The organism is Streptomyces xanthii (assembly GCF_014621695.1).
Taxonomy (GTDB): Bacteria; Actinomycetota; Actinomycetes; order Streptomycetales; family Streptomycetaceae; genus Streptomyces; species Streptomyces xanthii.
The window spans coordinates 1,935,182-1,958,368 of record NZ_CP061281.1; the positions used below are offsets into that span (position 1 = coordinate 1,935,182).

The window sequence follows — 23,187 nt, forward strand, 5'->3', positions numbered from 1 at the left end:
ACTCTACGGCTTCCGCTAGGCGGCCGGGGCGACGAGCCGGTAGCCGACGCCGCGCACGGTCTCGATCAGGGCGGGCATGCGCAGCTTGGAGCGCAGGGAGGCGACGTGCACCTCCAGGGTGCGCCCCGTGCCCTCCCAACTGGTGCGCCACACCTCGCTGATGATCTGTTCCCGCCGGAAGACGACCCCGGGCCGCTGCGCGAGCAGGGCCAGCAGGTCGAACTCCTTACGGGTGAGCTGCACCGCGGCGCCCTCCACGGTGACCTGCCGCGTAGGCAGGTCGATGACCACGTCGCCGAGCAGCACCTCGTGGTCGGACGCGGGGGCGGCCTCCTCCTGGACGCTGCGCCGGCTGACCGCGTGGATACGGGCGAGCAGCTCCCCCGTGTCGTACGGCTTGACCACGTAGTCGTCGGCGCCGAGGTTCAGCCCGTGGATGCGGGAGCGGACGTCCGCGCGCGCGGTGACCATGATGACGGGCGTCGAGGTGCGCTTGCGGATCTTGCCGCAGACCTCGTAGCCGTCCTGGTCGGGCAGTCCCAGGTCGAGCAGGACGACGCCGAAGGCGGCCGGGTCCGGGACGAGGGCCTGGAGGGCTTCCTCCCCGTTGCGCGCGTGCCGCACCTCGAAGCCGTGCCGGGAGAGCACGGCGGACAGGGCCGCGGCGACGTGGTCGTCGTCCTCGACGAGCAGCAGTCTCATTCCGGCCCCCTCACCTGTGTCGATCCCATGGGTTCACCAAGGCATCCACGCCGATCCATGAGGAAGTCGTCAAGGGTCTGCGGGCCTCGTCGGTGTTCCGTTATGCAGCCGGTACGCGAGGGCCGCGACCCTTCACAGATCGTGTCCGGTTGCGACCGGATCGTTATGCTCAATTTCCCCTCAGATGTAATGACGCTGGTCGTACCGGGTTACTACTGTCCTCCCAACCGAGGAGGATGGAGCAAGACCCCGATGACCGAAGTTTCGGTGACCAAGGACGCCACTCCCCCCGCGGGCGACACACTGGTCGCGCTGAGCGCAGTCAACAAGCACTTCGGCGCTCTGCACGTGCTCCAGGACATCGACCTGACCATCGCGCGAGGCGAGGTCGTGGTCGTCATCGGCCCGTCGGGCTCCGGCAAGTCGACGCTGTGCCGCACGATCAACCGCCTGGAGACCGTGGACTCCGGGTCGATCACGATCGACGGCAAGCCGCTGCCCCAGGAGGGCAAGGAGCTGGCCAGGCTGCGTGCCGACGTGGGCATGGTCTTCCAGTCCTTCAACCTCTTCGCGCACAAGACGGTGCTCGAGAACGTGACGCTGGGCCAGGTCAAGGTCCGCAAGGCGGACAAGAAGAAGGCCGAGGAGAAGGCGCGCGCGCTGCTCGACCGGGTGGGCGTCGGCGCCCAGGCGGACAAGTACCCCGCGCAGTTGTCCGGCGGACAGCAGCAACGTGTCGCCATCGCACGGGCGTTGGCGATGGACCCGAAGGTGATGCTCTTCGACGAGCCCACGTCGGCGCTCGACCCGGAGATGATCAACGAGGTCCTCGAGGTGATGCAGCAGCTCGCCCGGGACGGCATGACGATGGTGGTGGTCACGCACGAGATGGGCTTCGCCCGCTCCGCCGCCAACCGTGTCGTCTTCATGGCCGACGGCCGCATCGTCGAAGAGGCCACCCCCGACCAGTTCTTCAGCAATCCGCGCAGCGACCGGGCCAAGGACTTCCTGTCGAAGATCCTGCACCACTAGACGCGCGCCGTACGTGCGCCCTCGGGCCCAGGACCGAGGCTCCGCGCGCGTCGACCTCTCAGACTGCCGAATCTGCCGACACGAAGGATGTTCACGATGAATCTCCGCAAGTCCGCCGCTGTCGCGGCCACCGTCGCCGCTCTCGCCCTGACCGCCACCGCGTGTGGCGGCGAGTCCGGCAACGCCGGTGACAAGCCCGCCGGCGGTTCGGGTGGCAAGAACCAGCCGAAGCTGCCGACGTACACGGTCGCCAAGGACGTCAAGGTCGACTCCCCGACCCTGAAGAAGGCCCAGAAGGCCGGCAAGATCGTCTTCGGTGCCAAGGACGACCAGCCGTTCCTGGGCTTCCAGGACACCGACGGCAAGCGCTCCGGCTTCGACATCGAGATCGCCAAGATGGTCGCCGCCGACCTCGGCTTCAAGCCCGACCAGATCGAGTTCAAGACGGTCGACTCGAACGTCCGTGAGACGACCATCTCCAAGGGCGAGGTCGACCTCTACGTCGGCACCTACACGATCAACGACGAGCGCAAGAAGCAGGTCGGCTTCGCCGGCCCGTACTTCATGGCCGGTGCGGACCTCCTGGTGCGCGCCGACGAGAAGGGCGTCACCGGCCCCGACTCGCTCAAGGGCAAGACGGTCTGCTCCATCAAGGGCTCGACCCCGCTGCAGGAGATCAAGAAGCCCAAGTACGGCGCGAAGACCGTCGAGCTGTCCAAGTACTCCGAGTGTGTGCAGCAGCTGCTGAACAACGAGGTGGACGCGGTCACCACGGACGACGCGATCCTCAAGGGCTACGCCGCCCAGCGCCCGACGAAGCTCAAGGTGGTCGGCAAGCCGTTCACCAAGGAGCCGTACGGCATCGGCATGAACAAGGACGACAAGGCGCTGCGCGACGCGGTGAACAACGCCATCGAGGCGCACGAGAAGAACGGCGACTACAAGAAGGCGTACGACGCGACGCTGGGTCTGTCGAAGTCGGCCTACACCGAGCCGCCGGCCCTCGAGCGCTACTGATCGCGCGCTCTTGACCGGCGCGCTCCGCGCCTGAGGAGTACGCCCCGCTCCGGGCGCGCCGTCCGCGGTGCGCCCGTGGCGCGGCCTTTCCTGCCCGCCCGCCGCCCACGAGGACTTCCCCGTGAACGTATTGCTCGACTATCTCCCGGAGTTCCGCGAGGGGTTCATAGGCACCGTCCTGCTGACCCTGGCCAGCGGGCTGCTGGCGATGGTCCTCGGCGTGATCATCGCCGGGTTCCGTGTCTCCCCCGTCCCGCCCCTGCGCCTCTTCGGCACCGCATGGGTGACGCTCTTTCGCAACACGCCCCTGACGCTGCTCTTCCTGATCGTCTGGTTCGTCCTTCCGGTGATCTTCTTCCCGGGTCTGAACCCGTGGATGAAGGCCCTGATCACGCTGGGCTGCTACACGTCGGCGTTCGTCTGTGAAGCCGTCCGCTCCGGCATCACCACGGTGCCGCTGGGCCAGGCCGAGGCCGCCCGGTCGATCGGCATGACCTTCTCGCAGACGCTGCGTCTCATCATCCTGCCGCAGGCCACCCGTACGGTGCTGCCGCCGCTCAGCTCGATCTTCATCGCGCTGACCAAGAACTCCGCCATCGCGGGCGCCTTCAGCGTCGCCGAGCTCTTCAGCGTCCAGAAGCTGCTGAGCGACAAGGGCTACACGATCGGCTGGATCTTCCTGTGGGTGGCCCTCGGCTACCTCGTCATCACCTTCTCCATCAGCGGTCTCTTCCGGCTGCTCGAGCGGCGCATGGGGGTCGCACGATGAGTAGTTCGAGCGTCCTCTACGACGCCCCCGGCCCCCGGGCCAAGGTGCGCAACCGGATCTACACGGTCGTCGGCTCCCTCGCCGTCCTAGGCCTGATCGCCTTCACGATCTACCGGATGAACGTGAAGGGCCAGCTGGAGCCCGAGGTCTGGAACATCTTCAACAACGCGGGTGTGCGCACCAACATCCGCGACGGCGTGCTGACCACCCTGCAGGTGTTCGCGGTCGCCGGCGCGCTCTCCCTGGTGCTCGGTCTGCTTCTCGCGGTCGCGCGGCTGTCCGACCACAAGGCGGTCAGCCGGTGCGCGACGGGCTTCATCGAGCTGTTCCGCGCGGTCCCGCTGCTGATCACGATCTACGCCTTGTGGGTGCTTTTCCTCACCTACAAGGAGAACCTCGGCGTCGTCGGCGAGAACTCCGGCTTCTGGGCACTCGTCATCGGTCTGACCGTCTACAACGGCTGTGTGCAGGCCGAGGTGCTGCGGGCCGGTGTGAACGCCGTGCCGCGCGGCCAGGTCGAGGCCGCGTACGCGCTGGGCATGCGCAAGACGCAGGTCATGACGATGCTCCAACTGCCGCAGGCCGTACGGGCGATGCTGCCCACGGTGATCAGCCAGCTCGTGGTGACCCTCAAGGACACCTCGCTCGGCTACGTGATCCTGTACCCGGAGCTGCTGTACGCGGCCCGCCAGATGGCGAACAACATCATCGTCAACGGCGAGAACCCGATCACCGCGGTCGTCATCGTGGTCGGCGTCATCTACATCGCGATGTGTCTGGCCCTGTCCTGGCTGGCCTCCTGGATCGAGCGGCGCGGCCGCCGGGCCAGGAAGGGCATCGCCGTCGCCGCGGCCGCCGAGCCCGTCGTGGAGCTGGCCGAGGCCGACCAGACGCTCTCCACGCCCAAGGACGGCAGCGCCTGACGGGGCATCACCCGGGCCGACCCGATCGGCCGTCGTGACGGAGGCAGTGGCATGATCGCCACTGCCTCCGTCACTTGACGCAAGCACCGGCAATGGGTTGCATACGCTCTGTGAACGCGCACCCCGCTCCAACTGCCTCTCCCTGTACGTCCAGTACGCCGCCCGCGCCCTCGGTCGCGGCGCCTTCCGGGGCAGGAGGAGCCGCGCCGTGGATCCGGTGATCGTCGTCGGCGCCGGGCCCGTCGGCCTCGCGCTGTCCCTCGCCCTCGCCCGCCAGGACGTGCCGTCCGTGGTGCTCGACGAGGGCTCCGGCAAGGACGAGCAGCGGCCGGCCCGCACCGTGGTGCTCCGCGAGGACACCGCCGCGTTCGTCGAGCGGCTGGCCGGGCGGTCCTTCGACCGGGTCGGCGCGCGCTGGACCGGATGGCGCTCCCTGCGCCGCAAGCAGGAGATGCGCGCGCTCACCTTCGGTGAGGACCTGCCCGCTCCGCTGCACCTGGCCCAGCACGAACTGACCGGCGCGCTGCGCGCGGCCGTCGCCGGGGAACCCCTGGTCGAGCTGGCGGTCGGCAGCCGACTCGACGCGATCGAGAACGACGCGTCGGGCGTGACGGCCCGCACGCGCGGCCCCGAGGGCACCGTGTGGCGCGGCAGCCACCTGGTGGGCTGCGACGGTCCCCGCTCGACCGTCCGCAAACTCCTCGACATCCGCTTCCCCGGGCGCACGGCCGTCGAACGGCACGCGGTCGCCGCGCTGCGGACGGAACTTCCGTGGCCCGGTGAGGCGTTGCTCCATCGGAACCCTCCGTGGCGGACCTCGGGCCCCTCGGGCTCGGAGATCGTCGGCCGCCCCCTGGCCGACGGTGTCTGGCGCCTGGACTGGTTGCTGCCGCCCCGCAGCGACCTGGTCACCCCTGACGTGCTGGTCGCGCGCGTCCGGGAGACCCTCGCGGGCTGGTGCGGGGGCTCCACCCCGCCGTACGAACTGCTCGACACGGGCGTGCACACCGTCCACCACCGGCTGGCCCGCCGCTGGCGGGTGGGGCGTGCGTTCCTCGCCGGTGACGCCGCGCACCTGTTGGGCGCGCTCGGCACACAGGGCCTCGACGAGGGGCTGCGCGACGCCGACAACCTGGCCTGGAAGCTCGCCCTGGCCTGGCACGACGGTCCGCGGGGCGGGTCGTCCGCGCTGCTCGACAGCTATCAGGCCGAGCGCCGCGCCGTCGTCGCCGGCCGGCTGCGCGCCGCGGACCAGGCGCTGCCGATACTGCGCGGGGGCGGCGGCCTGCGCTCGTACGTGCCCGGTGCCGCGCGAGGGCACGACGCACTGCTCACGGACGGTCACCTCGGGCTCGGCCCGCTCGGTGCCCCCGGCGCCTATCCGGACTCCCCGCTCGCCGCTCCGCTCACGGCGGCGGCTGCCGCGATCGGTACGGAGCCCGGTGCCGCGGTGTCCGACGTCCGCGTGACGGCGCCGGACGGGTCGACGGTGCGGCTGCGGGACCGGCTCGGTCTCGGGCGGCTCCTGGTGGTCCTGGTCGCACCCGGTACGGGCGTGTGGGACCGCAAGCACTGGATGTCGGCGGGGCTGATGCCCCGGCTCGCGGAGGCGGTCGCGGCCCTGCCGCAGGAGACGGAGCTGCTGGTCACGGAGTCCTATCCGCAGGCTGCGGCACACACGGTGCTGCTGGTCCGCCCCGACGGGCATCTGGTGACGGCGCTGAACGGCGTGCGCCCCGCCGAGCTGCTGGAGGCCGCGCGGAGCGCGCTCGGCGCGCCGGCCGCTCCCGATCAGGCCGAGGACGAGGCGGCCGAGGGCGAGCCGGTGCGCAGCGGTGCGCGCGGGAGTGGCGGTGGCAGTGGCGGTCAGGGCAGCGGTGGTGGCCGTGGCCGTACGTCGGGAGGCCCTGCCCGGGGGTGAGTTGACCGGCCTCCGCCACCGTGGTGTACTCCGGAGCGTGACGATCGACACCGATGTGCGCCTGTGGCGGAGGGTCCATATGGACCTGGTCCGCTACGCGGGCTGCACGTGTCGCCCGTCCTGCTGAATTCGCATCTTCTCCCCTTTCCGCGTGCCCGCGGTTCTTCGCCGCTGCTCGGCGCCCGCGTCGTCCCGACGCCTGCGGCACGCGCCCTTCGCGAACTCCAGGACGGTCAGCCGTGTCACTGCCCATGCCCTCCCGCACGCCTTCGGTCCCGGTCGCGCCCGACGCGGCGCCGCCCACCCAGGCCGATCTGCTCGACTTCGTCCGCCGCACCGCCGCGGACCGTGACCTCGTGGCCTCGCTGCCGCTCGATCCGGAGGGCCGCACCTGGGTGCGGCTGGACGGGCCGGGCGGCAGCGAGGCCTGGCTCATCGGCTGGCCGCCGGGCACCGGCACGGGCTGGCACGATCACGCGGACTCGGTGGGCGCGTTCCTCACCGCGTCCGGCCAACTCACCGAGAACTCCCTGGCCACGCGCCTGCCCACGGACGGCTGGAAGACCCTGGAGCTGTCCGAGGACGTCGACAGGGAACGCGCGCTGGGCCCGGGCACGGGGCGCGCCTTCGGCGTCCACCACGTGCACGAGGTCCTCAACCCGTCCCCCACCGAGCACGCCGTCTCGGTCCACGCCTACTATCCGCCGCTGCCACGGATCCGCCGGTACAGCCGTACGGGTCAGGTCCTGCGCCTCGAGGCGGTCGAACGCCCGGAGGACTGGCAGTGACCACGCCCCCGAACCCCGTCCCCAATCCCGGCCCGGACTCCGTGCCGGCTCCCGTCGGTATCGATGACCTGCTCGCACGCGTGCGGTCCGGGCTCGACCGGATCGAGGCACGCGAGGCCTTCGCGCTAGCCTCCGCCGGCGACGCCCTGCTGGTCGACATCCGCTACGCGGCGCTGCGCGAGCGCGACGGTCTGATCCCGGGCGCTCTCGTCGTGGAGCGCAACGAGCTGGAGTGGCGGCTCGATCCCTGGGGCAGCCACCGCTCCCCCGAGGCGACGGGCCACGACCTCCGCGTCGTGGTGGTCTGCAACGAGGGCTACGCCTCCAGCCTCGCGGCCGCGTCCCTGCGACAACTGGGCCTGCACCGGGCCACGGACCTCGTGGGCGGCTTCCAGGCCTGGCGATCGGAGGGGCTGCCGGTGACGGGGCCGGACGCCTGACGACGCTGCTGGGGAGGCCCCGGGAGGGCTGGGCACAGGAGAGCCGGCGGCTCAGGAGAGGGCTCTGAGGAGGGGCGGTCAGGAGAGGGGCCCCGGGAGACGGTCAGGAGCGGGGCTCAGGGTGAGGCCTCGGGCTCAGTCCGGGAAGCCCAGATCCTCCGTGTCCTCCCCCTCTTCCTCCAAGGCCTGTCTGACCACGCGGAGTGCCATGCCCTCCGGGTAGCCCTTGCGCGCGAGCATGCCGGCGAGGCGGCGCAGGCGCTTGTCCCGGTCGAGGCCCCGGGTGGAGCGGAGCTTGCGGGCGACGAGTTCGCGGGCGGTGTCCTCCTCCTGATCCGAGTCCAGCTGCCCCACGGCTTCGTCGATCACGGCGGAGTCGACGCCCTTGGTGCGCAGTTCCCTCGCGAGGGCCCGGCGCGCGAGGCCCCGGCCGTGGTGTCTGGACTCGACCCAAGCGTCCGCGAAGGCGCTGTCGTTGATCAGTCCGACCTCCTCGAACCGGGACAGCACCTCCTCCGCCACCTCGTCCGGGATCTCCCGCTTGCGCAGCGCGTCCGCGAGCTGCTTGCGGGTGCGCGGGGTCCCGGTGAGCAGGCGCAGACAGATGTTCCGCGCCCGCTCCGCCGGGTCCCCTGACGGCTCCCCTCGCCCGGCCCTCGACGAGTCGGGGGAACCGTCGTCCTGCGCGGCGCCGGGCGGATCCCCGAACCCGCCCCGGCGCCGCCGCCCGCGCGACCCGCTTGCGGCACGCGAACGTCCACCACGGCGCGGTCCGTCCACCGCGCCCTCCCCCGGAGCGACGTCGTACCCGGCTTCCCCGGGCACGGCGTCGTCGTACTGCCCGGCACCGCCGTGCCCCCGGTCCTCGGGGACGGCGGGGCCGGCGTCGTACTCGGCCCAGTCGGTGCGTCGTGTCACGGACTAGCTCTTGGCCGCCGCGGCCTTGGACTTGGCCGCCTTGGGCGCGGGGACCGACTTCGCCGCGTCCTCGGCGGGAGCCGTGGCCGCCGCCGCGTCCGTGCCCGGCTCGCTGCCCGGCTCCTCCGGACGGACACCGACGCCGAGCTTCTCCTTGATCTTCTTCTCGATCTCGTTGGCCAGGTCGGGGTTGTCCTTCAGGAAGTTGCGCGCGTTCTCCTTGCCCTGGCCGAGCTGGTCGCCCTCGTACGTGTACCAGGCGCCGGCCTTGCGGACGAAGCCGTGCTCCACGCCCATGTCGATCAGGCCGCCCTCACGGGAGATGCCCTGCCCGTAGAGGATGTCGAACTCGGCCTGCTTGAAGGGGGGCGCGACCTTGTTCTTCACGACCTTGCAGCGGGTGCGGTTGCCGACCGCCTCCGTGCCGTCCTTCAGAGTCTCGATGCGGCGGATGTCGATACGCACCGAGGCGTAGAACTTCAGCGCGCGGCCACCGGTCGTGGTCTCCGGCGAGCCGAACATCACGCCGATCTTCTCGCGCAGCTGGTTGATGAAGATGGCGGTGGTCTTGGACTGGTTGAGCGCACTGGTGATCTTTCGCAGGGCCTGGGACATCAGGCGGGCCTGCAGACCCACGTGCGAGTCGCCCATCTCGCCCTCGATCTCCGCACGCGGCACGAGCGCGGCGACGGAGTCGATGACGATGAGGTCGAGGGCGCCGGAACGGACCAGCATGTCGACGATCTCGAGAGCCTGCTCGCCGTTGTCCGGCTGCGACAGGATCAGGTTGTCGATGTCGACGCCGAGCTTCTTCGCGTACTCGGGGTCGAGCGCGTGCTCGGCGTCCACGAAGGCCACCGCGCCGCCGGCCCGCTGGGCGTTGGCGACGGCGTGCAGGGTCAGAGTCGTCTTACCGGAGGACTCCGGGCCGTAGACCTCGACCACACGGCCGCGCGGCAGGCCGCCGACGCCGAGGGCCACGTCGAGCGCGGTCGACCCGGTGGGGATGACCTCGATGGGCTCGTTCGGCCGCTCGCCCATGCGCATCACTGCGCCCTTGCCGAATTGCCGTTCAATCTGTGCGAGCGCGGCGTCGAGCGCCTTCTCGCGGTCGGTTCCTGCCATGGGTTCCACCCGGTTTGCTTGTGTCGATCGCTTCACGTCAAAGACGCTAACGCCTGCCACTGACAATCGGCCTCGACGCCCGTCCGCCTGTGGATAACTCGAGGCTCCTCGCCGGGCCACCGCCGCCCGGACCCCTTGGGAATCCTGGGCAGCGAGCCCTTGGACACTCAATAAGAATGGATGTTCGATTTTAGTGTCAAGCGCACCACGCGGGGCACGGGCGACGGATCCGGTCCCGATACTGGTGCCATGGAACTCGTCTTCTTCATGACCCTGCCCGGGCTCGTGATCCTCCTGACGGTGATCGCCTTCACCGACCAGCTGCTGCTGCGCGCGGGCCGGGCGGGCATGCTGCCGTGGCGCAACAGTGCGCGGCAGGGCCAGATATCGGCGACGGGGTTCGAGCAGCTGCACGCGAGCCTGTCGCCGGGCAAGCAGAACGAGCTGAAGGAGCGGCAGTCCGCTCTGGTGCTGCCCGACGGCGAGGACGACGGAGCGCCGCCGAACCGGACGACGGTGGATCTGGCCGGCGGCACCGCGGTCGTCCGCGTGCCGCGCCCGGACCCGTCGGCGCCGGCCCGTACCCAGGACTAGGCGTCGGCCCGTACCCCGGGACCGGTCGGCCCGTCCCCGGGATCAGTCGGCCTGCTCCTGGTTCTGCCGGCGCCCCTGCACCGCACGTCGCAGGCGCGCCGCGAGCGACTCCCCGGTCCGTCTGCGGTGGCCGTGCACCCGCGGGTCGTCGGTGACGTCGTACCGCTTCACATACGCGCCGAGGAAGGCCTGCAGCGTCGCGACCGCCGGAATCGCGATCAGCGCGCCGACGGCACCGAGCAGCGCCGTGCCCGCGATGACCGAGCCGAAGGCGACGGCGGGGTGGATGTCGACCGTCTTCGCGGTCAGCTTCGGCTGCAGCACATAGTTCTCGAACTGCTGATAGACCACGACGAAGCCCAGCACCCACAGCGCGTACCAGGGGTCGACCGTGAACGCGATCAGCATCGGCAGCGCGCCCGCCAGGTACGTGCCGATCGTCGGAATGAACTGTGAGACGAGTCCGACCCACATGCCGAGCACGGGCGCGTACGGCACGTCGAGCAGCGCGAGCAGGATGTAGTGCGCGATCCCGGAGATCAGCGCCATCAGACCGCGCGAGTACAGGTAGCCGCCCGTCTTGTCGACGGCGATCTCCCAGGCGCGCAGCACCTCGGCCTGCTTGGCCGGCGGCAGCACCGAGCACAGGGCACGCCGCAGCCGCGGGCCGTCGGCGGCGAAGTAGAACGAGAACAGCAGTATCGTCAGCAGCTGGAACAGCCCGCCGAGCACCTGTGTGGACACGTCCAGGACGCCGGTCGCGCTGTTCTGCACGTACTTCTGCAGCCAGTCCGAGTGGAGCAGGCTGTCCTGGACCTCGACCCGGTTGAGGTCCGTGTGGAACGTCTGGTTGATCCAGTTGATGACCTGGTCGAGGTACTTCGGGAAGTCCTCGAACATGTCCACGATCTGGCCCGCGAGCATCGAGCCGAGCAGCACGATGAAGCCGGCTCCGGCGATCATCACGCCGAGGAAGACGATGCCCGTGGCGAGGCCGCGACGCATGCCCCGGCCCGCCATCCAGCTCACGGCGGGCTCCACGGCGAGTGCCAGGAAGAACGCGATCAGTACGTTGATCAGCAGTCCGGTGACCTGGTGGAAGGCCCAACTGCCGAGCTGGAAACAGGCGATGAGGGTGAGGGCGAGCACCATGGCGCGCGGCAGCCAGCGCGGCATGCCCGCGCGCGGCACCGGGCCGGGAGGCGCCGCGGGGGGCGTCGTGCCGGGCGGTGCGGCGTCGGCCGTCTGGAGGGTCTCGTCTGTCGCTGCCACCGTGCCAGTCTCGCCCACGTCACCGACAACCCGTGACCGCCCCCGATCCGTCACCCTGCTCAGCGCTTCTCCGCCGGCACGTTCATCGTGGAGCACACGACGCGCCAGACGTCCTTCGCCTCCCAGCCGTCGTCGAGCGCCTGGTGGACCGTGCGCCCGCCGAGCCCCGCCATCACGTGGTCGCGCGCGAACGTGTCGGCGTACCCGGATCCGAAGTGATCCGCCATTAGCTGCCAGAAGACCGTCAACCGCATGACCCCAGTATCCCGCCCTTGAGAGTGCAGCCGGGCCCGGGGCACTTGTCGTACGGGCTGTGCGCCCTACGGTCGGAACATGGCCGGAACCGGAGCATCCCCACGCCCCTCATCGCCCTCCTCACCCTCCTCGCCCCCGGCGTCGCGGCTCGCGCGGGCCGAGGCGTTCATCTGGTCGACCGCACGCGTCCTGGAGCAGCGCCGCTTCGCCTATCACTTCCTCACGGGCGAGTCCGACGCCGCCGCCGATGCCGTCGAGACCGCCCTGAACGCCTACGGCACCGAGGACGACGGCTACGGACACGCGCTCGAACCCGATCTGCGGGGTCCGGTCAGCCAGCCCCTGCACACCGGGCACGCGCTCCGCGTCCTGGACACGATCGGGCGCTGTTCGGGCCGGAGGGCGGACCACGTGTGCCGCTATCTCACCGCCGTCTCCACTGCGGAAGGAGCCCTTCCGGCGGTGCTTCCCAGCCAGCGCGGCTACCCCCATGCCCCGTTCGTGCCGGTGGTCGACGACCCGCCGAGCGAGCTGCTCGCCACCGGTCCCGTCGTCGGTCTGCTGCACCGCAACGAGGTGTGGCACGCCTGGCTGTTCCGGGCGACGGAGTTCTGCTGGGCCGCGGTCGACTCCCTGAAGACCTCGCATCCGTACGAGATCGAGGCGGCGGTCGCCTTCCTCGACGGTGTGCCGGACCGCTCACGCGCGCGTGCCGCCGCCGACCGGCTCGGCCGCCTGGTGCGCGAGCAGCGCCTCGCCGTGCTGGACCCCGCGCAGCGGGACACCTACGAGGTGTCGCCCGGCTACGCACCGGGTGAGCATCATTTCCCGCACGACTACGCGAAGGCGCCGGAGTCACTGGCGTGCGCGTGGTTCACCGACGAGGAGATGGCGCGTTCGCTGGACCACCTGGAGAGCGAGCAGCAGGAGGACGGCGGCTGGCCGGTCAACTGGCGCCAGTGGTCCCCGGCGGTCGTCCTGGAGGCGCGCCCCCTTGTGACCGTCGAGGCGCTGCGCACCCTGCGCGCCTACGGGCGCCCCTTGTAGGAAGCGTCCGACTTCTAGGAAGCGTCCGCCTTGTAGGAGGACTCCGACGCGAGCGGCCTGTCCTCGTCCTCCATGGCAGGTGTCCGGTCCGCGCCGTCCGCCTCGTCCGCGTCTCGCAACAAGAGGGCCGCGATCGCGAGTGCGGTGCCCCGTGGGGAGGAGAGATCGAGGCCGGTCTGTTCGGCGATCTTCGCGAGGCGGTTGTCCACCGTGTTCGGGTGCAGTCCGAGCGTTCCGGCGGTCGCCCTGCGGTCCTGCTGGTGGCCCAGGTGTGTGCGCAGCGTCTCCAGAAGCTCGGGGCGCGTGGCGATCGGGTCGAGCAGGGCGGCGATGCGGCCGCTGCTCTCGTCGCGCCGCGACAGGTGGTACTCGAGCAGGACGTCGTCGAGCCGGTGCAGGCCGTGCGGGAGGCCGCACACGCGCGCGATGCGCAGGATCTCGGTCGCGGTGCGGGCCGCCTCCGCGATCCGGCCCGGCTCGTCGGCCCGCACGGCCGCCACACGGACGCGCAGGCCGCTGGCCCGGCGCAGGAGCCGCGGCAGGTCGCCGGACGGCTCGCAGTCCCCCGGGACGACGACGCGGCCGCCGTCGGCCTCGACCACGGTCAACACGTCCGCGCCGAAGGCGTGCTCCAGCACGCTCTGCACGCGGCGCAGCCGGCGCCGTACCGCCACGGGGCCTTCCTCGGGGGGTGCCTCCAGACCGAGCGCCAGCACGAGCGCGGGCCCTTCCAGACGGAACGGGGCGAGCAGCGGGTGCCCGGGCGGGAGCATCCCGTCGAGCAGGCCCCGCACCGACGACCGCCGTTGCGCGCGCCGCTCGGCCTCCAGGGCGGACCGCTCGTCGAGGTAGGTCTCGGCGACGGCGCCCACGACTCCGGTGTGGGAGCGCAGGAGGGCGTCGACCAGTTCGAGAAGCGCGGGTTCCTCACCGGGGCGTGCGACGTCGCGCAGGGTCTGCCAGAGCGCGTAGACGCCGAGGGTGTGGGTGCGCAGCAGGAGGTGCAGCGGCATGCCCTCCTCGGCGCGCTGGGCGGCCCGCTCGCGGAACAGCCGGTGGTCGCCGTCCCGGCCCCGCCCGCCGCCCCCGGCCTCACCGGGCTCGCCGACCTTGCGCAGGAACAGGCGGACGCCGTGCCGCGCGGTGGCCGCGATCTCGACGTCCTTCACGTCGTCGGGCAGCTCGGCGTAGCCCGGGAGGGCCTCGAAGGACTCCCGGGACATGCGGCGGGCCAGTTCGTTGACGCGGGGTTCGCAGCGGGCGGCCAGGGACCGCGCCTCGGGCGACAGGGGCACGTGCGGGGCCTCCCTCGGCTGGGCCCGCGGGGTCGGGGCGCTGGGAGGCGTCACCTTACCCACGCGCCCCGCGCGGATCGGTCATCCGGTTACCCAGGCCCACCGCGCGACTCGGTAATCCGGTTACCCAGGCCCACCGCGCGACTCGGCAATCCGATTGCCCAGGCGTCCCGCGCGGTCCGGTCATCCGGCCAGCGCGCGCACTCCCGCCGTGACCACGACGGCGGCGCCGACCACCACGAGGAACGGGGCGCGCAGCACCAGGGCGACGGCCGCCGCCGCGACCCCGGCGGCCTTGGCGTCGAGCACCAGGACGCGGCCGTCCGCGAACGTCTGCTGGGCCGTGAGCGCCGCCAGCAGAGCGACCGGCAGCAGCGCCGAGAGGCGCTGCACCACAGGGCGTTCCAGCGCGCCGGCGGGCACGAGCAGGCCGATGAGCTTGACCGCGTAGCAGCCGACCGCGGTGACTCCGATGGCCATCCAGAAGTTCATCGGTGCTCTCCTCCTTGCGACGCGCGACGCGACGCGCGCCGGTCACCGCGCTTGTGGCCCTCGGCCCAGAGCACAGCCGGTGCGGCCAGTGCGGCGACGAGTACGGGGACGCCCGCGGGCAGCACGGGCAGCAGTCCCAGCCCCAGGACGACGGCGATGCCCGCGACGGCACGCTCCGTGGTGCTCTTCAGCATGGGTGCGAGCAGGGCGAGGAACACGGCCGGTCCCGCAGCGTCGATGCCCCAGGCATCGGTGTCGCCGAGGGCCTCCGCGCCGAGGGCGCCCAGGAGGGTGGTCAGGTTCCACAGCACGTACAGGGTCAGACCCGTCACGGTGAAGCCGATGCGGGCGCTGCGCCGGGTCGGCTGCGCGAGGGAGACGGCGGCTGTCTCGTCGATCACCCAGTGCGCGGCGAACGGGCGCACCGCGCGCGGCAGAGCGAGCAGTTGGGAGAGCCGCAGCCCGTAGAACGCGTTGCGCACCCCGAGGAAGAAGGCGCCGGCCGCCGCCGTGAACGGGTTGCCGCCGCCCGCCAGCGCTCCGACGAGCGCGAACTGCGAGGCCCCGGTGAAGACCAGAAGGCTGAGCGCGCACGTCTGGAGCACGGTGAGGCCGCTGCCCGCCGAGGTCACGCCGAAGGCGAAGCCGGATAGTCCGACGGCCACGCCGACGCCGAGCGCGTCCCGGACGACGGCGGCATCGGGTTTGCGGGCCCCGCCGCCTGTCTCCTCGGCCCGTATGTCTGTCGATGTCGACTGTCGTTCGGTCGACTGTTCTTCAGCCGACTGTTGTTCTGCCAGGTCCTGTTCTGCCACGTCGTGAAAGCTACGAGAGGAGGACCTCAGCGGTCTTGTACGTTCTTGCGCTCCCTCGTGCGCTCTTTCTGGTAGGCGCCCGGCGGCACCCCGACGATGCGGGTGAAGTGCCGGTTCAGATGGGGCTGGTCCGTGAAACCCACGGTCGCGGCGACGTCGGCCGGCGGTGTGCCCGCCTCCAGGAGGCCGCGTGCGCGCCGCACGCGCGCGTCCGTGAGCCAGGCGTGCGGCGGCATCCCGTAGGCGTCGCGGAACGCCCGCAGGAGGGCGAAGGGGCTGGCGCCCAGTTCGGCCGCGAGGGCGTCGAGGGAGGGCGGGTCCGTCATCCGGTCCTCCAGGAGCTCCCGCGCGCGGGCCGCGGCGGCGGCCCCGGCGGAGCGGCGCGGCCGGGCCTCGATCGCGGTGCCGTGGTCGCGGAGCATCCGGGCGAGCACGACGCGGAGCAGACTGTCGGCGGCCAGCGCGTTGCCCTGCTCCGCCGCGCGGTGCACCTCACGGATCAGCCGCGCAGCGTAGGGGTCGGTGACGATGGGCTCCGCGAAGGCGGCGCTGCCGCGGACCGTGGTGGTCTCGGCGGCGACCTCCGCGACGAGCTCGGCCGACGGGTACAGGGTGAAGTACGCCCACCCGTCGGGCCCGCCCGCCTTCGCGGTGTGCGCGACCTCGGGGTTGATCATGACGACGCTGCCGGGGCCCGCGTGGAGCGTGTCGCCGGGTATGCCGACCGCTTCGACGCCGTGCGTGACCGCGCCGAAGACGAAGCCGTCGTGGCTGTGGCGCGGGAAGGTGTGCCGGACGTAGCGGGCGCGCAGCAGGTCGAGTCCGGGCAGCCGTTCGTACTGCCAGTGCCGTGCCCATTCGCCCTGTCCCGCCATGGCCTCCATTCTGCGTCATGTCACGCGCCGTGAGTTCACCGTTTCCGCAGGTCACGGCTGATGTCAGTGGTGGGGTGCAGGATGGGGGCATGGTCAGGTCCAGCGACGGAGCCCGGGACACGGGCGACGCTCACAGCGCCCTCGACGCCCGTGGGACCCACGCGGCGCTCGACGGCTTCTCCCCCGCGACCCGCGGCTGGTTCACGGGGGCCTTCTCCGCGCCCACGTCCGCGCAGGCCGGGGCATGGCGGGCGATCGGCGCGGGTTCGGACGTGCTGGTCGTGGCGCCGACCGGTTCCGGCAAGACGCTGGCGGCGTTCCTCGCGGCGCTGGACCAGCTGGCGTCCACGCCCGCGCCGGCCGACCCGAAGAAGCGCTGCCGGGTCCTGTACGTGTCACCGCTGAAGGCGCTCGCGGTCGACGTCGAGCGCAATCTGCGCAGTCCGCTGACCGGCATCCGACAGGAGGCGGTGCGCCTGGGCCTGCCCGAGCCGGAGGTGAAGGTCGGGATCCGCTCCGGTGACACCCCCCAGGCGGAGCGCAGGGCGCTGGCCACGCGCCCGCCGGACATCCTGATCACGACGCCCGAGTCGCTGTTCCTGATGCTGACGTCGGCGACGCGGGACGCGCTGACGGGCATCGAGACGGTGATCCTGGACGAGGTGCACGCGGTGGCGGGCACCAAGCGCGGCGCGCATCTGGCGCTCTCCCTGGAGCGGCTCGACGAGCTGCTGCCGCGCCCGGCCCGCCGCATCGGTCTGTCGGCGACGGTCCGCCCGGTCGACGAGGTGGCCCGCTATCTGTCGCCGCAGCGCAAGGTGGAGATCGTCCAGCCGCCGTCCGGCAAGGAGTTCGACCTGTCGGTGGTCGTGCCCGTGGAGGACCTCGCCGAGCTGGGCGGTTCGCCGGTGGCGGACTCGGACCAGGGGGCCGAGCGCCCCTCGATCTGGCCGCATGTGGAGGAGCGCATCGCGGACCTCATCGAGGCCCACCGCTCGACGATCGTCTTCGCCAACTCCCGCCGCCTGGCGGAGCGCTTGTGCAACAGGCTGAACGAGATCGCGTACGAGCGCACCACAGGAGAGTCGCTTCCCGAGGACCACTCCCCTGCGGAGCTCATGGGCGGCTCGGGCGCGGCGGCGGGCGCCCCCACCGTCATCGCCCGCGCGCATCACGGCTCGGTGTCCAAGGAGCAGCGCGCGCTGGTCGAGGAGGACCTGAAGGCGGGCCGGCTGCCCGCGGTCGTCGCCACGTCGAGCCTGGAGCTGGGCATCGACATGGGCGCGGTCGACCTGGTCGTGCAGGTGGAGTCGCCGCCCTCGGTGGCGTCCGGGCTCCAGCGGGTGGGCCGCGCGGGTCACCAGGTGGGCGCCGTCTCCACCGGTGTCGTGTTCCCGAAGTACCGGGGCGACCTGGTGCAGTCGGCGGTGGTGACGGAGCGCATGCGCGCGGGCTCCATCGAGTCCCTGCGCGTCCCGGCGAACCCACTGGACGTGCTGGCCCAGCAGCTGGTGGCGATCACCGCCCTGGACACGTGGCAGGTCGACGATCTGCTCGCCCTCGTACGCCGCGCCGCCCCGTTCGCCTCGCTCCCGGAGTCGGCCTTCACGGGCGTCCTCGACATGCTGGCGGGCCGCTATCCGTCCGACGCGTTCGCCGAGCTGCGCCCGCGCGTGGTGTGGGACCGCGTGGCCGGCACGGTCACGGGCCGCCCCGGCGCCCAGCGGCTCGCCGTCACCTCGGGCGGCACGATCCCGGACCGGGGCCTGTTCGGGGTGTTCCTCGCGGGAGCCGACCCCAAGAAGGGCGGCGGCCGCGTCGGCGAGCTCGACGAGGAGATGGTCTACGAATCCCGGGTCGGGGACGTGTTCACGCTGGGCACCAGCTCCTGGCGGATCGAGGACATCACGCGCGACCGCGTCCTGGTCTCCCCCGCCCCCGGTGTCCCCGGCCGCCTGCCGTTCTGGAAGGGCGACCAGCTGGGCCGCCCGCTCGAACTGGGGCGCGCGGTGGGCGCGTTCCTGCGCGAGGTCGGCTCGCTGGCACCCGAGGACGCGCGCGGCCGGCTCACCGCGGCCGGACTGGACACCTGGGCCGCGGACAACGTGCTGTCCTACCTGGCGGAGCAGCGCGAGGCGTGCGGACACGTCCCCGACGACCGCACCATCGTGGTGGAGCGCTTCCGCGACGAGCTGGGCGACTGGCGGGTCGTGGTCCACTCCCCCTTCGGCGCCCAGGTGCACGCCCCCTGGGCGCTCGCCCTCGGCGCCCGGCTCAGCGAGAAGTACGGCATGGACGCCCAGGTCATGCACGCCGACGACGGGATCGTGCTGCGGCTGCCCGACGCCGACCTGATGGGCCTGGACCTGCTCGACCAGGAGCCCTCCAAGCCGGGCCTGGAGCACGACACCGAACAGGCGCCCATCGGAGCGGCCGACGTCGCCTTCGACAAGGGGGACGTGGACCAGATCGTCACCGATCAGGTCGGCGGCTCCGCCCTGTTCGCCTCCCGCTTCCGCGAGTGCGCCGCCCGCGCGCTGCTGCTCCCGAAGCGCAATCCCGGCAAGCGCACACCGTTGTGGCAGCAGCGCCAGCGCGCCGCGCAACTGCTGGAGGTGGCGAGCGAGTTCGGCTCCTTCCCGATCGTCCTGGAAGCCGTACGGGAGTGCCTCCAGGACGTTTTCGACGTACCGGGCCTCGCGGAGCTGATGGGCGACATCGAGTCGCGCAAGGTCCGGCTCGTGGAGGTCACCACTCCGGAGCCGTCCCCCTTCGCCCGCTCCCTGCTGTTCGGCTACGTGGCGCAGTTCCTCTACGAAGGGGACTCGCCGCTCGCCGAGCGCCGCGCGGCCGCCCTGTCCCTGGACTCGCGGCTGCTGGCCGAGCTGCTCGGGCAGGCGGAGCTGCGCGAGCTGCTCGACGCGGACATGCTCGCGGAGCTGGAGCAGGAGCTCCAGTGGCGCACCGAGGACCGACGGATCAAGGATGCCGAGGGCGTCGCCGACCGGCTGCGCATGCTCGGCCCGCTCACGGACGCCGAGCTGGCGGAGCGCGGTGCGGAGCCCGGCTGGGCCGAGGAGCTCGCGGGCGCCCGCCGAGCGATCCGCGTCCGTGTCGCGGGCACCGACCACTGGGCGGCGATCGAGGACGCGGGACGTCTGCGCGACGCGCTGGGCACGGCGCTCCCGGTCGGCGTCCCCGAGGCCTTCACCGAGCCCGTCAAGGACCCGCTCGGCGACCTCCTGGCGCGCTATGCCCGTACGCACGGGCCGTTCACCTCGACGCAGGCCGCCGCGCGCTTCGGACTGGGCGCCGCGGTCACCGAGGGCGCGCTGCAGCGCCTGGCCGCGGCCGGCCGGGTCGTGCAGGGCGAGTTCCATCCGGCGGGGATCGGCCAGGAGTGGTGCGACGCGGCGGTCCTGCGCCGGCTGCGCCGCCGGTCGCTGGCCGCGCTGCGGCACGAGCTGGAGCCGGTGCCGCCCGCCGCGCTGGCCCAGTTCCTGCCCCAGTGGCAGCACGTCGGCGGCCACGGCCTGCGCGGCGTCGACGGCCTGGTGCGGGCGATCGAGCAACTGCAGGGCGCCTCCGTGCCGGCCTCGGCCCTGGAGAAGCTCGTCCTGCCGTCCCGTGTGAGCGGCTACGCACCGGCGATGCTGGACGAGCTGACCGCGACCGGGGAGGTGGTGTGGGCCGGCGCCGGCTCCCTGCCCGGCAAGGACGGCTGGGTGAGCCTCTATCTGGCCGACACCGCGCCCCTGCTCCTGCCGCCCCCGCACCCTCTGGAGCAGTCACCGCTCCACCGCGCGGTCCTGGACGCCCTGTCAGGCGGCTACGGCCTGTTCTTCCGTCAGATCGCCGACCAGGTCCGTGCCACGACCCACCCCGAGGCGACCGATCCCCAACTCGCGGACGCCATCTGGGAGCTCGCCTGGTCCGGGCGGCTGACCAACGACACGCTGGCCCCGATGCGCGCCCTTCTCGGCTCCGGCCGCACCGCCGGTTCCACAGCGCACCGCGCGCGCCGAGCCGTCCCGCGCGGCCGCTACGGAAGCCTCACCGGCGGGGCCCGCCCCGCCTCGCGCACCGGCCCGCCCACGGTCGCCGGGCGCTGGTCGGTGCTGCCGGACCAGGAGCCCGATGCGACCGTGCGCGCGCATGCCCTGGCGCGGACCCTGCTCGACCGGCACGGCGTGGTGACCCGGGGCGCGGTCGCCGCCGAGGGCGTCGAGGGCGGCTTCTCGGCGACGTACCGCGTCCTGTCCGTCTTCGAGGAGAGCGGGCAGGCGCGGCGCGGCTATGTGGTGGAGGGGCTCGGCGCCGCCCAGTTCGCGATGGACGGCGCGGTGGACCGCCTGCGCGCGGCGGCGAACGCGCGCGATCGCGGTGCGGCCCCGCCCGACCCGTACGCGCCCGTCGACGCCCCGGCCCCGAAGGGTGCGGCGCCCCGCGCCCTGGTCCTGGCCGCGTCCGATCCGGCGAACGCGTACGGGGCGGCCCTGCCCTGGCCGGAGCCCCCGACGGGCGCGGGTCACAAGCCGGGCCGCAAGGCGGGCTCCCTGGTCGTGCTCGTCGACGGCGAGCTGACGGTCTACATGGAGCGCGGCGGCAAGACCCTGCTGGCCTGGCCGGCCGCCGACGGGCCGGACGATCCGACCCCGGCCGGGGTCACCGCGGATCCGAGACTGCCCGCCGCCGCCCAGGCGCTGGCCGACGCGGCCCGCTCCGGCGCGCTCGGCACGATCACGGTCGAGCGGATCAACGGGACGGCGGCACTGACCTCCCCGTACGCCCCTCTCCTGGAAGGAGCCGGTTTCCATGCGACGCCCCGCGGCCTGCGCCTGCGCGCCTAGACCGTGCCGCGCAGAGCACGGACGGACTGTCCCCGTGCTCCAGGACAGGCAGGGCAGCCCACGCCGCAACGCACACGCCTAGGCTGGCCCCATGCCCGAAGGAGACACCGTCCTACAGGCCGCGCGGCGCCTGCACAGCGCGCTCGCCGGCCAGGTGCTGATCCGCTCCGACCTGCGCGTCCCCCGGTTCGCCACGGCGGATCTCACCGGGCGCACGGTGCTGGACGTCACCCCGCGCGGCAAGCATCTGCTGACCCGGATCGAGGGCGGCCTGACCCTGCACTCGCACCTGCGGATGGACGGCTCCTGGAAGGTGTACGCACCGGGCGAGCGCTGGCGCGGCGGCCCGGCCCACCAGATCCGCGCGATTCTGGGCACGGCGGAGCGCACGGCCGTCGGGTACCGCCTGCCCGTGCTCGAACTCCTGCGCACGTCCGAGGAGTCCAAGGCGGTCGGCCATCTCGGTCCCGATCTGCTCGGCCCGGACTGGGATCCGGACACCGCCCTGGCGCGGCTGCTCGCCGACCCGTCCCGCCCGCTCGGCGAGGCCCTCCTGGACCAGCGCAACCTCGCGGGCATCGGCAACATCTACAAGTCCGAGCTCTGCTTCCTGCTCCGGGTGACCCCCTGGCTCCCCGTCGGCGAACTGCCGCCCGGCACCGCCGAGCACATCGCGCCGCTCGCGAAGAGACTCCTCGAGGCCAACCGGGACCGCCCGATCCGCGTCACCACGGGTCGCGGCCGCCCCGACGAGCGCCTCTTCGTCTATGGACGCGCCCCGCGCCCGTGCCTGCGCTGCCGCACCCCGATCCGCGTCGCGGACCAGGGCGACGGCACCCGCGCCCGCCCCACCTACTGGTGCCCCGCCTGCCAGCAGGGCCCGTCGCCCTCCCCTTGACCGGGCAACCGGGCAATCCGCGCACACCAATTGACGACCCGTCAGAAACGCTCGTACGGTCCCCTCATGTCGGTCAAGGCGTACGACCTCACCGGACGCACCGCATTCGTCACCGGCGCCGCGAGCGGGATCGGGCGCGCCACCGCGGTGCTCCTGGCCGACGCCGGTGCAGATGTGCACGGCGCGGACCGCGACACCCGGGGGCTGCACGAGACGGCGGCCCTCATCAAGGAACGGGGCGGCACGGCCCATGTCCACACGGTGGACGTGACCGACCGGGCCCAGGTCTCCGAGGCGGTGGCCACGGCCGTCACCACGTCCGGCGACCTCGACGTCATGGCCGCGGTCGCCGGCATCATGCACCGCAGCACGGTGCTGGAGACCCGGGACGAGGACCTGGACCGCGTCCTCGCGGTCAACTTCAAGGGCGTGCTCCACGCCTGCCAGGCAGCGGCTCAGGCGATGATCGCCGCGGGCACCCGGGGCAGCATCGTCACGATGGCCTCCGGCGCGGTCGACACCGGCGGTCCCGAACTCCTCTGCTACGGCGCGGCGAAAGCGGCGGTCGTGCAGCTCACGAAGACTCTGGCCACCGAGATGGGACCGCACGGGATCCGCGTCAACGCCGTGGCCCCCGGCTGGATCCGCACCCCTATGACACACCGGCAGGACGAGACCGAGCAGGCCCGCGCCGAGTCCGTGATGGCGCGCATGTCGCCGCTGGGCCGGGTCGGTGAGGCCGAGGACATCGCCCACGCGGTGCTGCATCTCGCCTCGGACGCCGCCTCGTTCACGACGGGTCAGATCCTCCGCCCGAACGGAGGCGTCGCCATGCCCTGGTGACGCCCGACCACACTCCCCCGCCGAGCTCCCGGCCCACGCCCAGGGCCCGGGTCCGCACGCGCCGCGCCCCGTGCCGGCCCGGCGCCCCGACGACACCGACCGCCCGCGACTTCGGCAGGGCGTGCACCGGCAGCAGACTCAAACCCCATCCCCCGGCGGCGACCGCCCCCTCGAACGCCCCCGCGTCCGGCGCGAACGCGAGCCGCAGCACCCCCCACCACCACAGCGCGCCGAGCGCCAGGGCGGGTATGAGGCGCAGCAGCCGTCGTCGGCTCACCGCCACCGACCGCACCACCGCACCACCGCCTCGCCGCTC

The 23,187-nt window shown here is 72.4% G+C and carries 23 protein-coding genes; 13 read left to right on the forward strand and 10 right to left on the reverse strand.

Features of this window, described 5'->3' with window-relative positions; genetic code table 11:
- Positions 1-15: 15 nt before the first annotated feature.
- Complete coding sequence (locus IAG42_RS08800; protein WP_188336471.1) at positions 16-702, reverse strand: response regulator transcription factor; 687 nt, start codon at positions 700-702, stop codon at positions 16-18.
- A gap of 252 nt (positions 703-954) precedes the next feature.
- On the opposite strand from IAG42_RS08800, the gene IAG42_RS08805 reads away from it, so the two are divergent.
- From IAG42_RS08805 to IAG42_RS08835, 8 genes are all read left to right on the forward strand, one after another.
- The gene (locus IAG42_RS08805; protein WP_188336472.1) at positions 955-1,734 is read left to right on the forward strand and encodes an amino acid ABC transporter ATP-binding protein; all 780 of its coding nucleotides are present in this window, start codon (positions 955-957) and stop codon (positions 1,732-1,734) included.
- A 96-nt stretch (positions 1,735-1,830) separates the two neighbouring features.
- Entirely contained in the window at positions 1,831-2,751 is a 921-nt protein-coding gene (locus IAG42_RS08810) for a glutamate ABC transporter substrate-binding protein (protein ID WP_188336473.1), read from the forward strand.
- A 121-nt stretch (positions 2,752-2,872) separates the two neighbouring features.
- Positions 2,873-3,520, forward strand: a complete 648-nt coding sequence (locus IAG42_RS08815; protein ID WP_188336474.1) for an amino acid ABC transporter permease — start codon at positions 2,873-2,875, stop codon at positions 3,518-3,520.
- Complete coding sequence (locus IAG42_RS08820) at positions 3,517-4,443, forward strand: amino acid ABC transporter permease (RefSeq protein WP_188336475.1); 927 nt, start codon at positions 3,517-3,519, stop codon at positions 4,441-4,443. Before IAG42_RS08815 ends, IAG42_RS08820 begins: the two co-directional genes overlap by 4 nt.
- 208 nt (positions 4,444-4,651) lie before the next feature.
- A complete protein-coding gene (locus IAG42_RS08825) occupies positions 4,652-6,364 on the forward strand; it encodes an FAD-dependent monooxygenase (protein WP_188336476.1) in 1,713 nt (570 codons plus the stop codon).
- Between the two features lie 55 nt (positions 6,365-6,419).
- Complete coding sequence (locus IAG42_RS38450; RefSeq protein WP_317453359.1) at positions 6,420-6,491, forward strand: putative leader peptide; 72 nt, start codon at positions 6,420-6,422, stop codon at positions 6,489-6,491.
- Positions 6,492-6,615: 124 nt separating this feature from the next.
- Positions 6,616-7,152 carry a cupin domain-containing protein gene (locus tag IAG42_RS08830; RefSeq protein ID WP_188341263.1) on the forward strand — a complete coding sequence of 179 codons (537 nt, stop codon included), beginning with the start codon at positions 6,616-6,618 and terminating at the stop codon, positions 7,150-7,152.
- Positions 7,149-7,592, forward strand: a complete 444-nt coding sequence (locus tag IAG42_RS08835; protein ID WP_188336477.1) for a rhodanese-like domain-containing protein — start codon at positions 7,149-7,151, stop codon at positions 7,590-7,592. The genes IAG42_RS08830 and IAG42_RS08835 overlap by 4 nt, the downstream gene beginning before the upstream one ends.
- A 135-nt stretch (positions 7,593-7,727) precedes the next feature.
- Here the strand turns inward: IAG42_RS08835 and recX are convergent, their stop codons facing one another.
- Together recX and recA are read right to left on the reverse strand one after the other, a co-directional pair.
- Positions 7,728-8,510, reverse strand: coding sequence for a recombination regulator RecX (gene recX / locus IAG42_RS08840; RefSeq protein WP_188336478.1), 783 nt, complete (start codon positions 8,508-8,510; stop codon positions 7,728-7,730).
- 3 nt (positions 8,511-8,513) lie between these two features.
- Complete coding sequence (recA, locus tag IAG42_RS08845; RefSeq protein WP_188336479.1) at positions 8,514-9,635, reverse strand: recombinase RecA; 1,122 nt, start codon at positions 9,633-9,635, stop codon at positions 8,514-8,516.
- A gap of 249 nt (positions 9,636-9,884) precedes the next feature.
- Here recA and IAG42_RS08850 point away from each other — a divergent pair, with 249 nt between their 5' ends.
- Positions 9,885-10,229 (forward strand): DUF6191 domain-containing protein, encoded by a 345-nt coding sequence (locus IAG42_RS08850; RefSeq protein WP_188336480.1) that lies wholly within the window; start codon positions 9,885-9,887, stop codon positions 10,227-10,229.
- Positions 10,230-10,271: 42 nt separating this feature from the next.
- Here IAG42_RS08850 and IAG42_RS08855 read toward each other — a convergent pair whose 3' ends face one another.
- On the reverse strand, positions 10,272-11,501 hold the full coding sequence (locus IAG42_RS08855; protein ID WP_223205913.1) for an AI-2E family transporter: 1,230 nt from the start codon (positions 11,499-11,501) through the stop codon (positions 10,272-10,274).
- Between the two features lie 59 nt (positions 11,502-11,560).
- The gene (locus IAG42_RS08860) at positions 11,561-11,755 is read right to left on the reverse strand and encodes a DUF3046 domain-containing protein (protein ID WP_188336481.1); all 195 of its coding nucleotides are present in this window, start codon (positions 11,753-11,755) and stop codon (positions 11,561-11,563) included.
- A gap of 79 nt (positions 11,756-11,834) precedes the next feature.
- Here IAG42_RS08860 and IAG42_RS08865 point away from each other — a divergent pair, with 79 nt between their 5' ends.
- Entirely contained in the window at positions 11,835-12,803 is a 969-nt protein-coding gene (locus tag IAG42_RS08865; protein WP_188336482.1) for a hypothetical protein, read from the forward strand.
- A gap of 14 nt (positions 12,804-12,817) precedes the next feature.
- Here IAG42_RS08865 and IAG42_RS08870 read toward each other — a convergent pair whose 3' ends face one another.
- The 4 genes from IAG42_RS08870 to IAG42_RS08885 form a co-directional block, all read right to left on the reverse strand.
- Complete coding sequence (locus IAG42_RS08870; protein WP_188336483.1) at positions 12,818-14,098, reverse strand: PucR family transcriptional regulator; 1,281 nt, start codon at positions 14,096-14,098, stop codon at positions 12,818-12,820.
- A gap of 183 nt (positions 14,099-14,281) precedes the next feature.
- The gene (locus IAG42_RS08875) at positions 14,282-14,590 is read right to left on the reverse strand and encodes an AzlD domain-containing protein (RefSeq protein WP_188336484.1); all 309 of its coding nucleotides are present in this window, start codon (positions 14,588-14,590) and stop codon (positions 14,282-14,284) included.
- Positions 14,587-15,330, reverse strand: coding sequence for an AzlC family ABC transporter permease (locus IAG42_RS08880; RefSeq protein WP_188341265.1), 744 nt, complete (start codon positions 15,328-15,330; stop codon positions 14,587-14,589). Before IAG42_RS08880 ends, IAG42_RS08875 begins: the two co-directional genes overlap by 4 nt.
- A gap of 101 nt (positions 15,331-15,431) precedes the next feature.
- Positions 15,432-16,289, reverse strand: coding sequence for an AraC family transcriptional regulator (locus IAG42_RS08885; protein WP_394811201.1), 858 nt, complete (start codon positions 16,287-16,289; stop codon positions 15,432-15,434).
- An 80-nt stretch (positions 16,290-16,369) separates the two neighbouring features.
- Here IAG42_RS08885 and IAG42_RS08890 point away from each other — a divergent pair, with 80 nt between their 5' ends.
- From IAG42_RS08890 to IAG42_RS08900, 3 genes are all read left to right on the forward strand, one after another.
- On the forward strand, positions 16,370-21,130 hold the full coding sequence (locus IAG42_RS08890; RefSeq protein WP_188336486.1) for an ATP-dependent helicase: 4,761 nt from the start codon (positions 16,370-16,372) through the stop codon (positions 21,128-21,130).
- Positions 21,131-21,221: 91 nt separating this feature from the next.
- The gene (locus IAG42_RS08895) at positions 21,222-22,028 is read left to right on the forward strand and encodes an Fpg/Nei family DNA glycosylase (protein WP_188336487.1); all 807 of its coding nucleotides are present in this window, start codon (positions 21,222-21,224) and stop codon (positions 22,026-22,028) included.
- Between the two features lie 66 nt (positions 22,029-22,094).
- Entirely contained in the window at positions 22,095-22,871 is a 777-nt protein-coding gene (locus IAG42_RS08900; protein WP_188336488.1) for an SDR family NAD(P)-dependent oxidoreductase, read from the forward strand.
- Here IAG42_RS08900 and IAG42_RS08905 read toward each other — a convergent pair.
- Positions 22,819-23,148 (reverse strand): hypothetical protein, encoded by a 330-nt coding sequence (locus tag IAG42_RS08905; protein ID WP_223205914.1) that lies wholly within the window; start codon positions 23,146-23,148, stop codon positions 22,819-22,821. The genes IAG42_RS08900 and IAG42_RS08905 overlap by 53 nt on opposite strands.
- Positions 23,149-23,187: the final 39 nt, after the last annotated feature.

Bases quoted from the DNA above. Each gene is read 5' to 3' on its own strand.
- IAG42_RS08800 (WP_188336471.1), bottom strand. From the start codon at position 702: ATGAGACTGCTGCTCGTCGAGGACGACGACCACGTCGCCGCGGCCCTG.
- IAG42_RS08805 (WP_188336472.1), top strand. From the start codon at position 955: ATGACCGAAGTTTCGGTGACCAAGGACGCCACTCCCCCCGCGGGCGAC.
- IAG42_RS08810 (WP_188336473.1), top strand. From the start codon at position 1,831: ATGAATCTCCGCAAGTCCGCCGCTGTCGCGGCCACCGTCGCCGCTCTC.
- IAG42_RS08820 (WP_188336475.1), top strand. From the start codon at position 3,517: ATGAGTAGTTCGAGCGTCCTCTACGACGCCCCCGGCCCCCGGGCCAAG.
- IAG42_RS08830 (WP_188341263.1), top strand. From the start codon at position 6,616: ATGCCCTCCCGCACGCCTTCGGTCCCGGTCGCGCCCGACGCGGCGCCG.
- recA (WP_188336479.1), bottom strand. From the start codon at position 9,635: ATGGCAGGAACCGACCGCGAGAAGGCGCTCGACGCCGCGCTCGCACAG.
- IAG42_RS08850 (WP_188336480.1), top strand. From the start codon at position 9,885: ATGGAACTCGTCTTCTTCATGACCCTGCCCGGGCTCGTGATCCTCCTG.
- IAG42_RS08860 (WP_188336481.1), bottom strand. From the start codon at position 11,755: ATGCGGTTGACGGTCTTCTGGCAGCTAATGGCGGATCACTTCGGATCC.
- IAG42_RS08865 (WP_188336482.1), top strand. From the start codon at position 11,835: ATGGCCGGAACCGGAGCATCCCCACGCCCCTCATCGCCCTCCTCACCC.
- IAG42_RS08875 (WP_188336484.1), bottom strand. From the start codon at position 14,590: ATGAACTTCTGGATGGCCATCGGAGTCACCGCGGTCGGCTGCTACGCG.
- IAG42_RS08885 (WP_394811201.1), bottom strand. From the start codon at position 16,289: ATGGAGGCCATGGCGGGACAGGGCGAATGGGCACGGCACTGGCAGTAC.
- IAG42_RS08890 (WP_188336486.1), top strand. From the start codon at position 16,370: ATGGTCAGGTCCAGCGACGGAGCCCGGGACACGGGCGACGCTCACAGC.
- IAG42_RS08895 (WP_188336487.1), top strand. From the start codon at position 21,222: ATGCCCGAAGGAGACACCGTCCTACAGGCCGCGCGGCGCCTGCACAGC.
- IAG42_RS08900 (WP_188336488.1), top strand. From the start codon at position 22,095: ATGTCGGTCAAGGCGTACGACCTCACCGGACGCACCGCATTCGTCACC.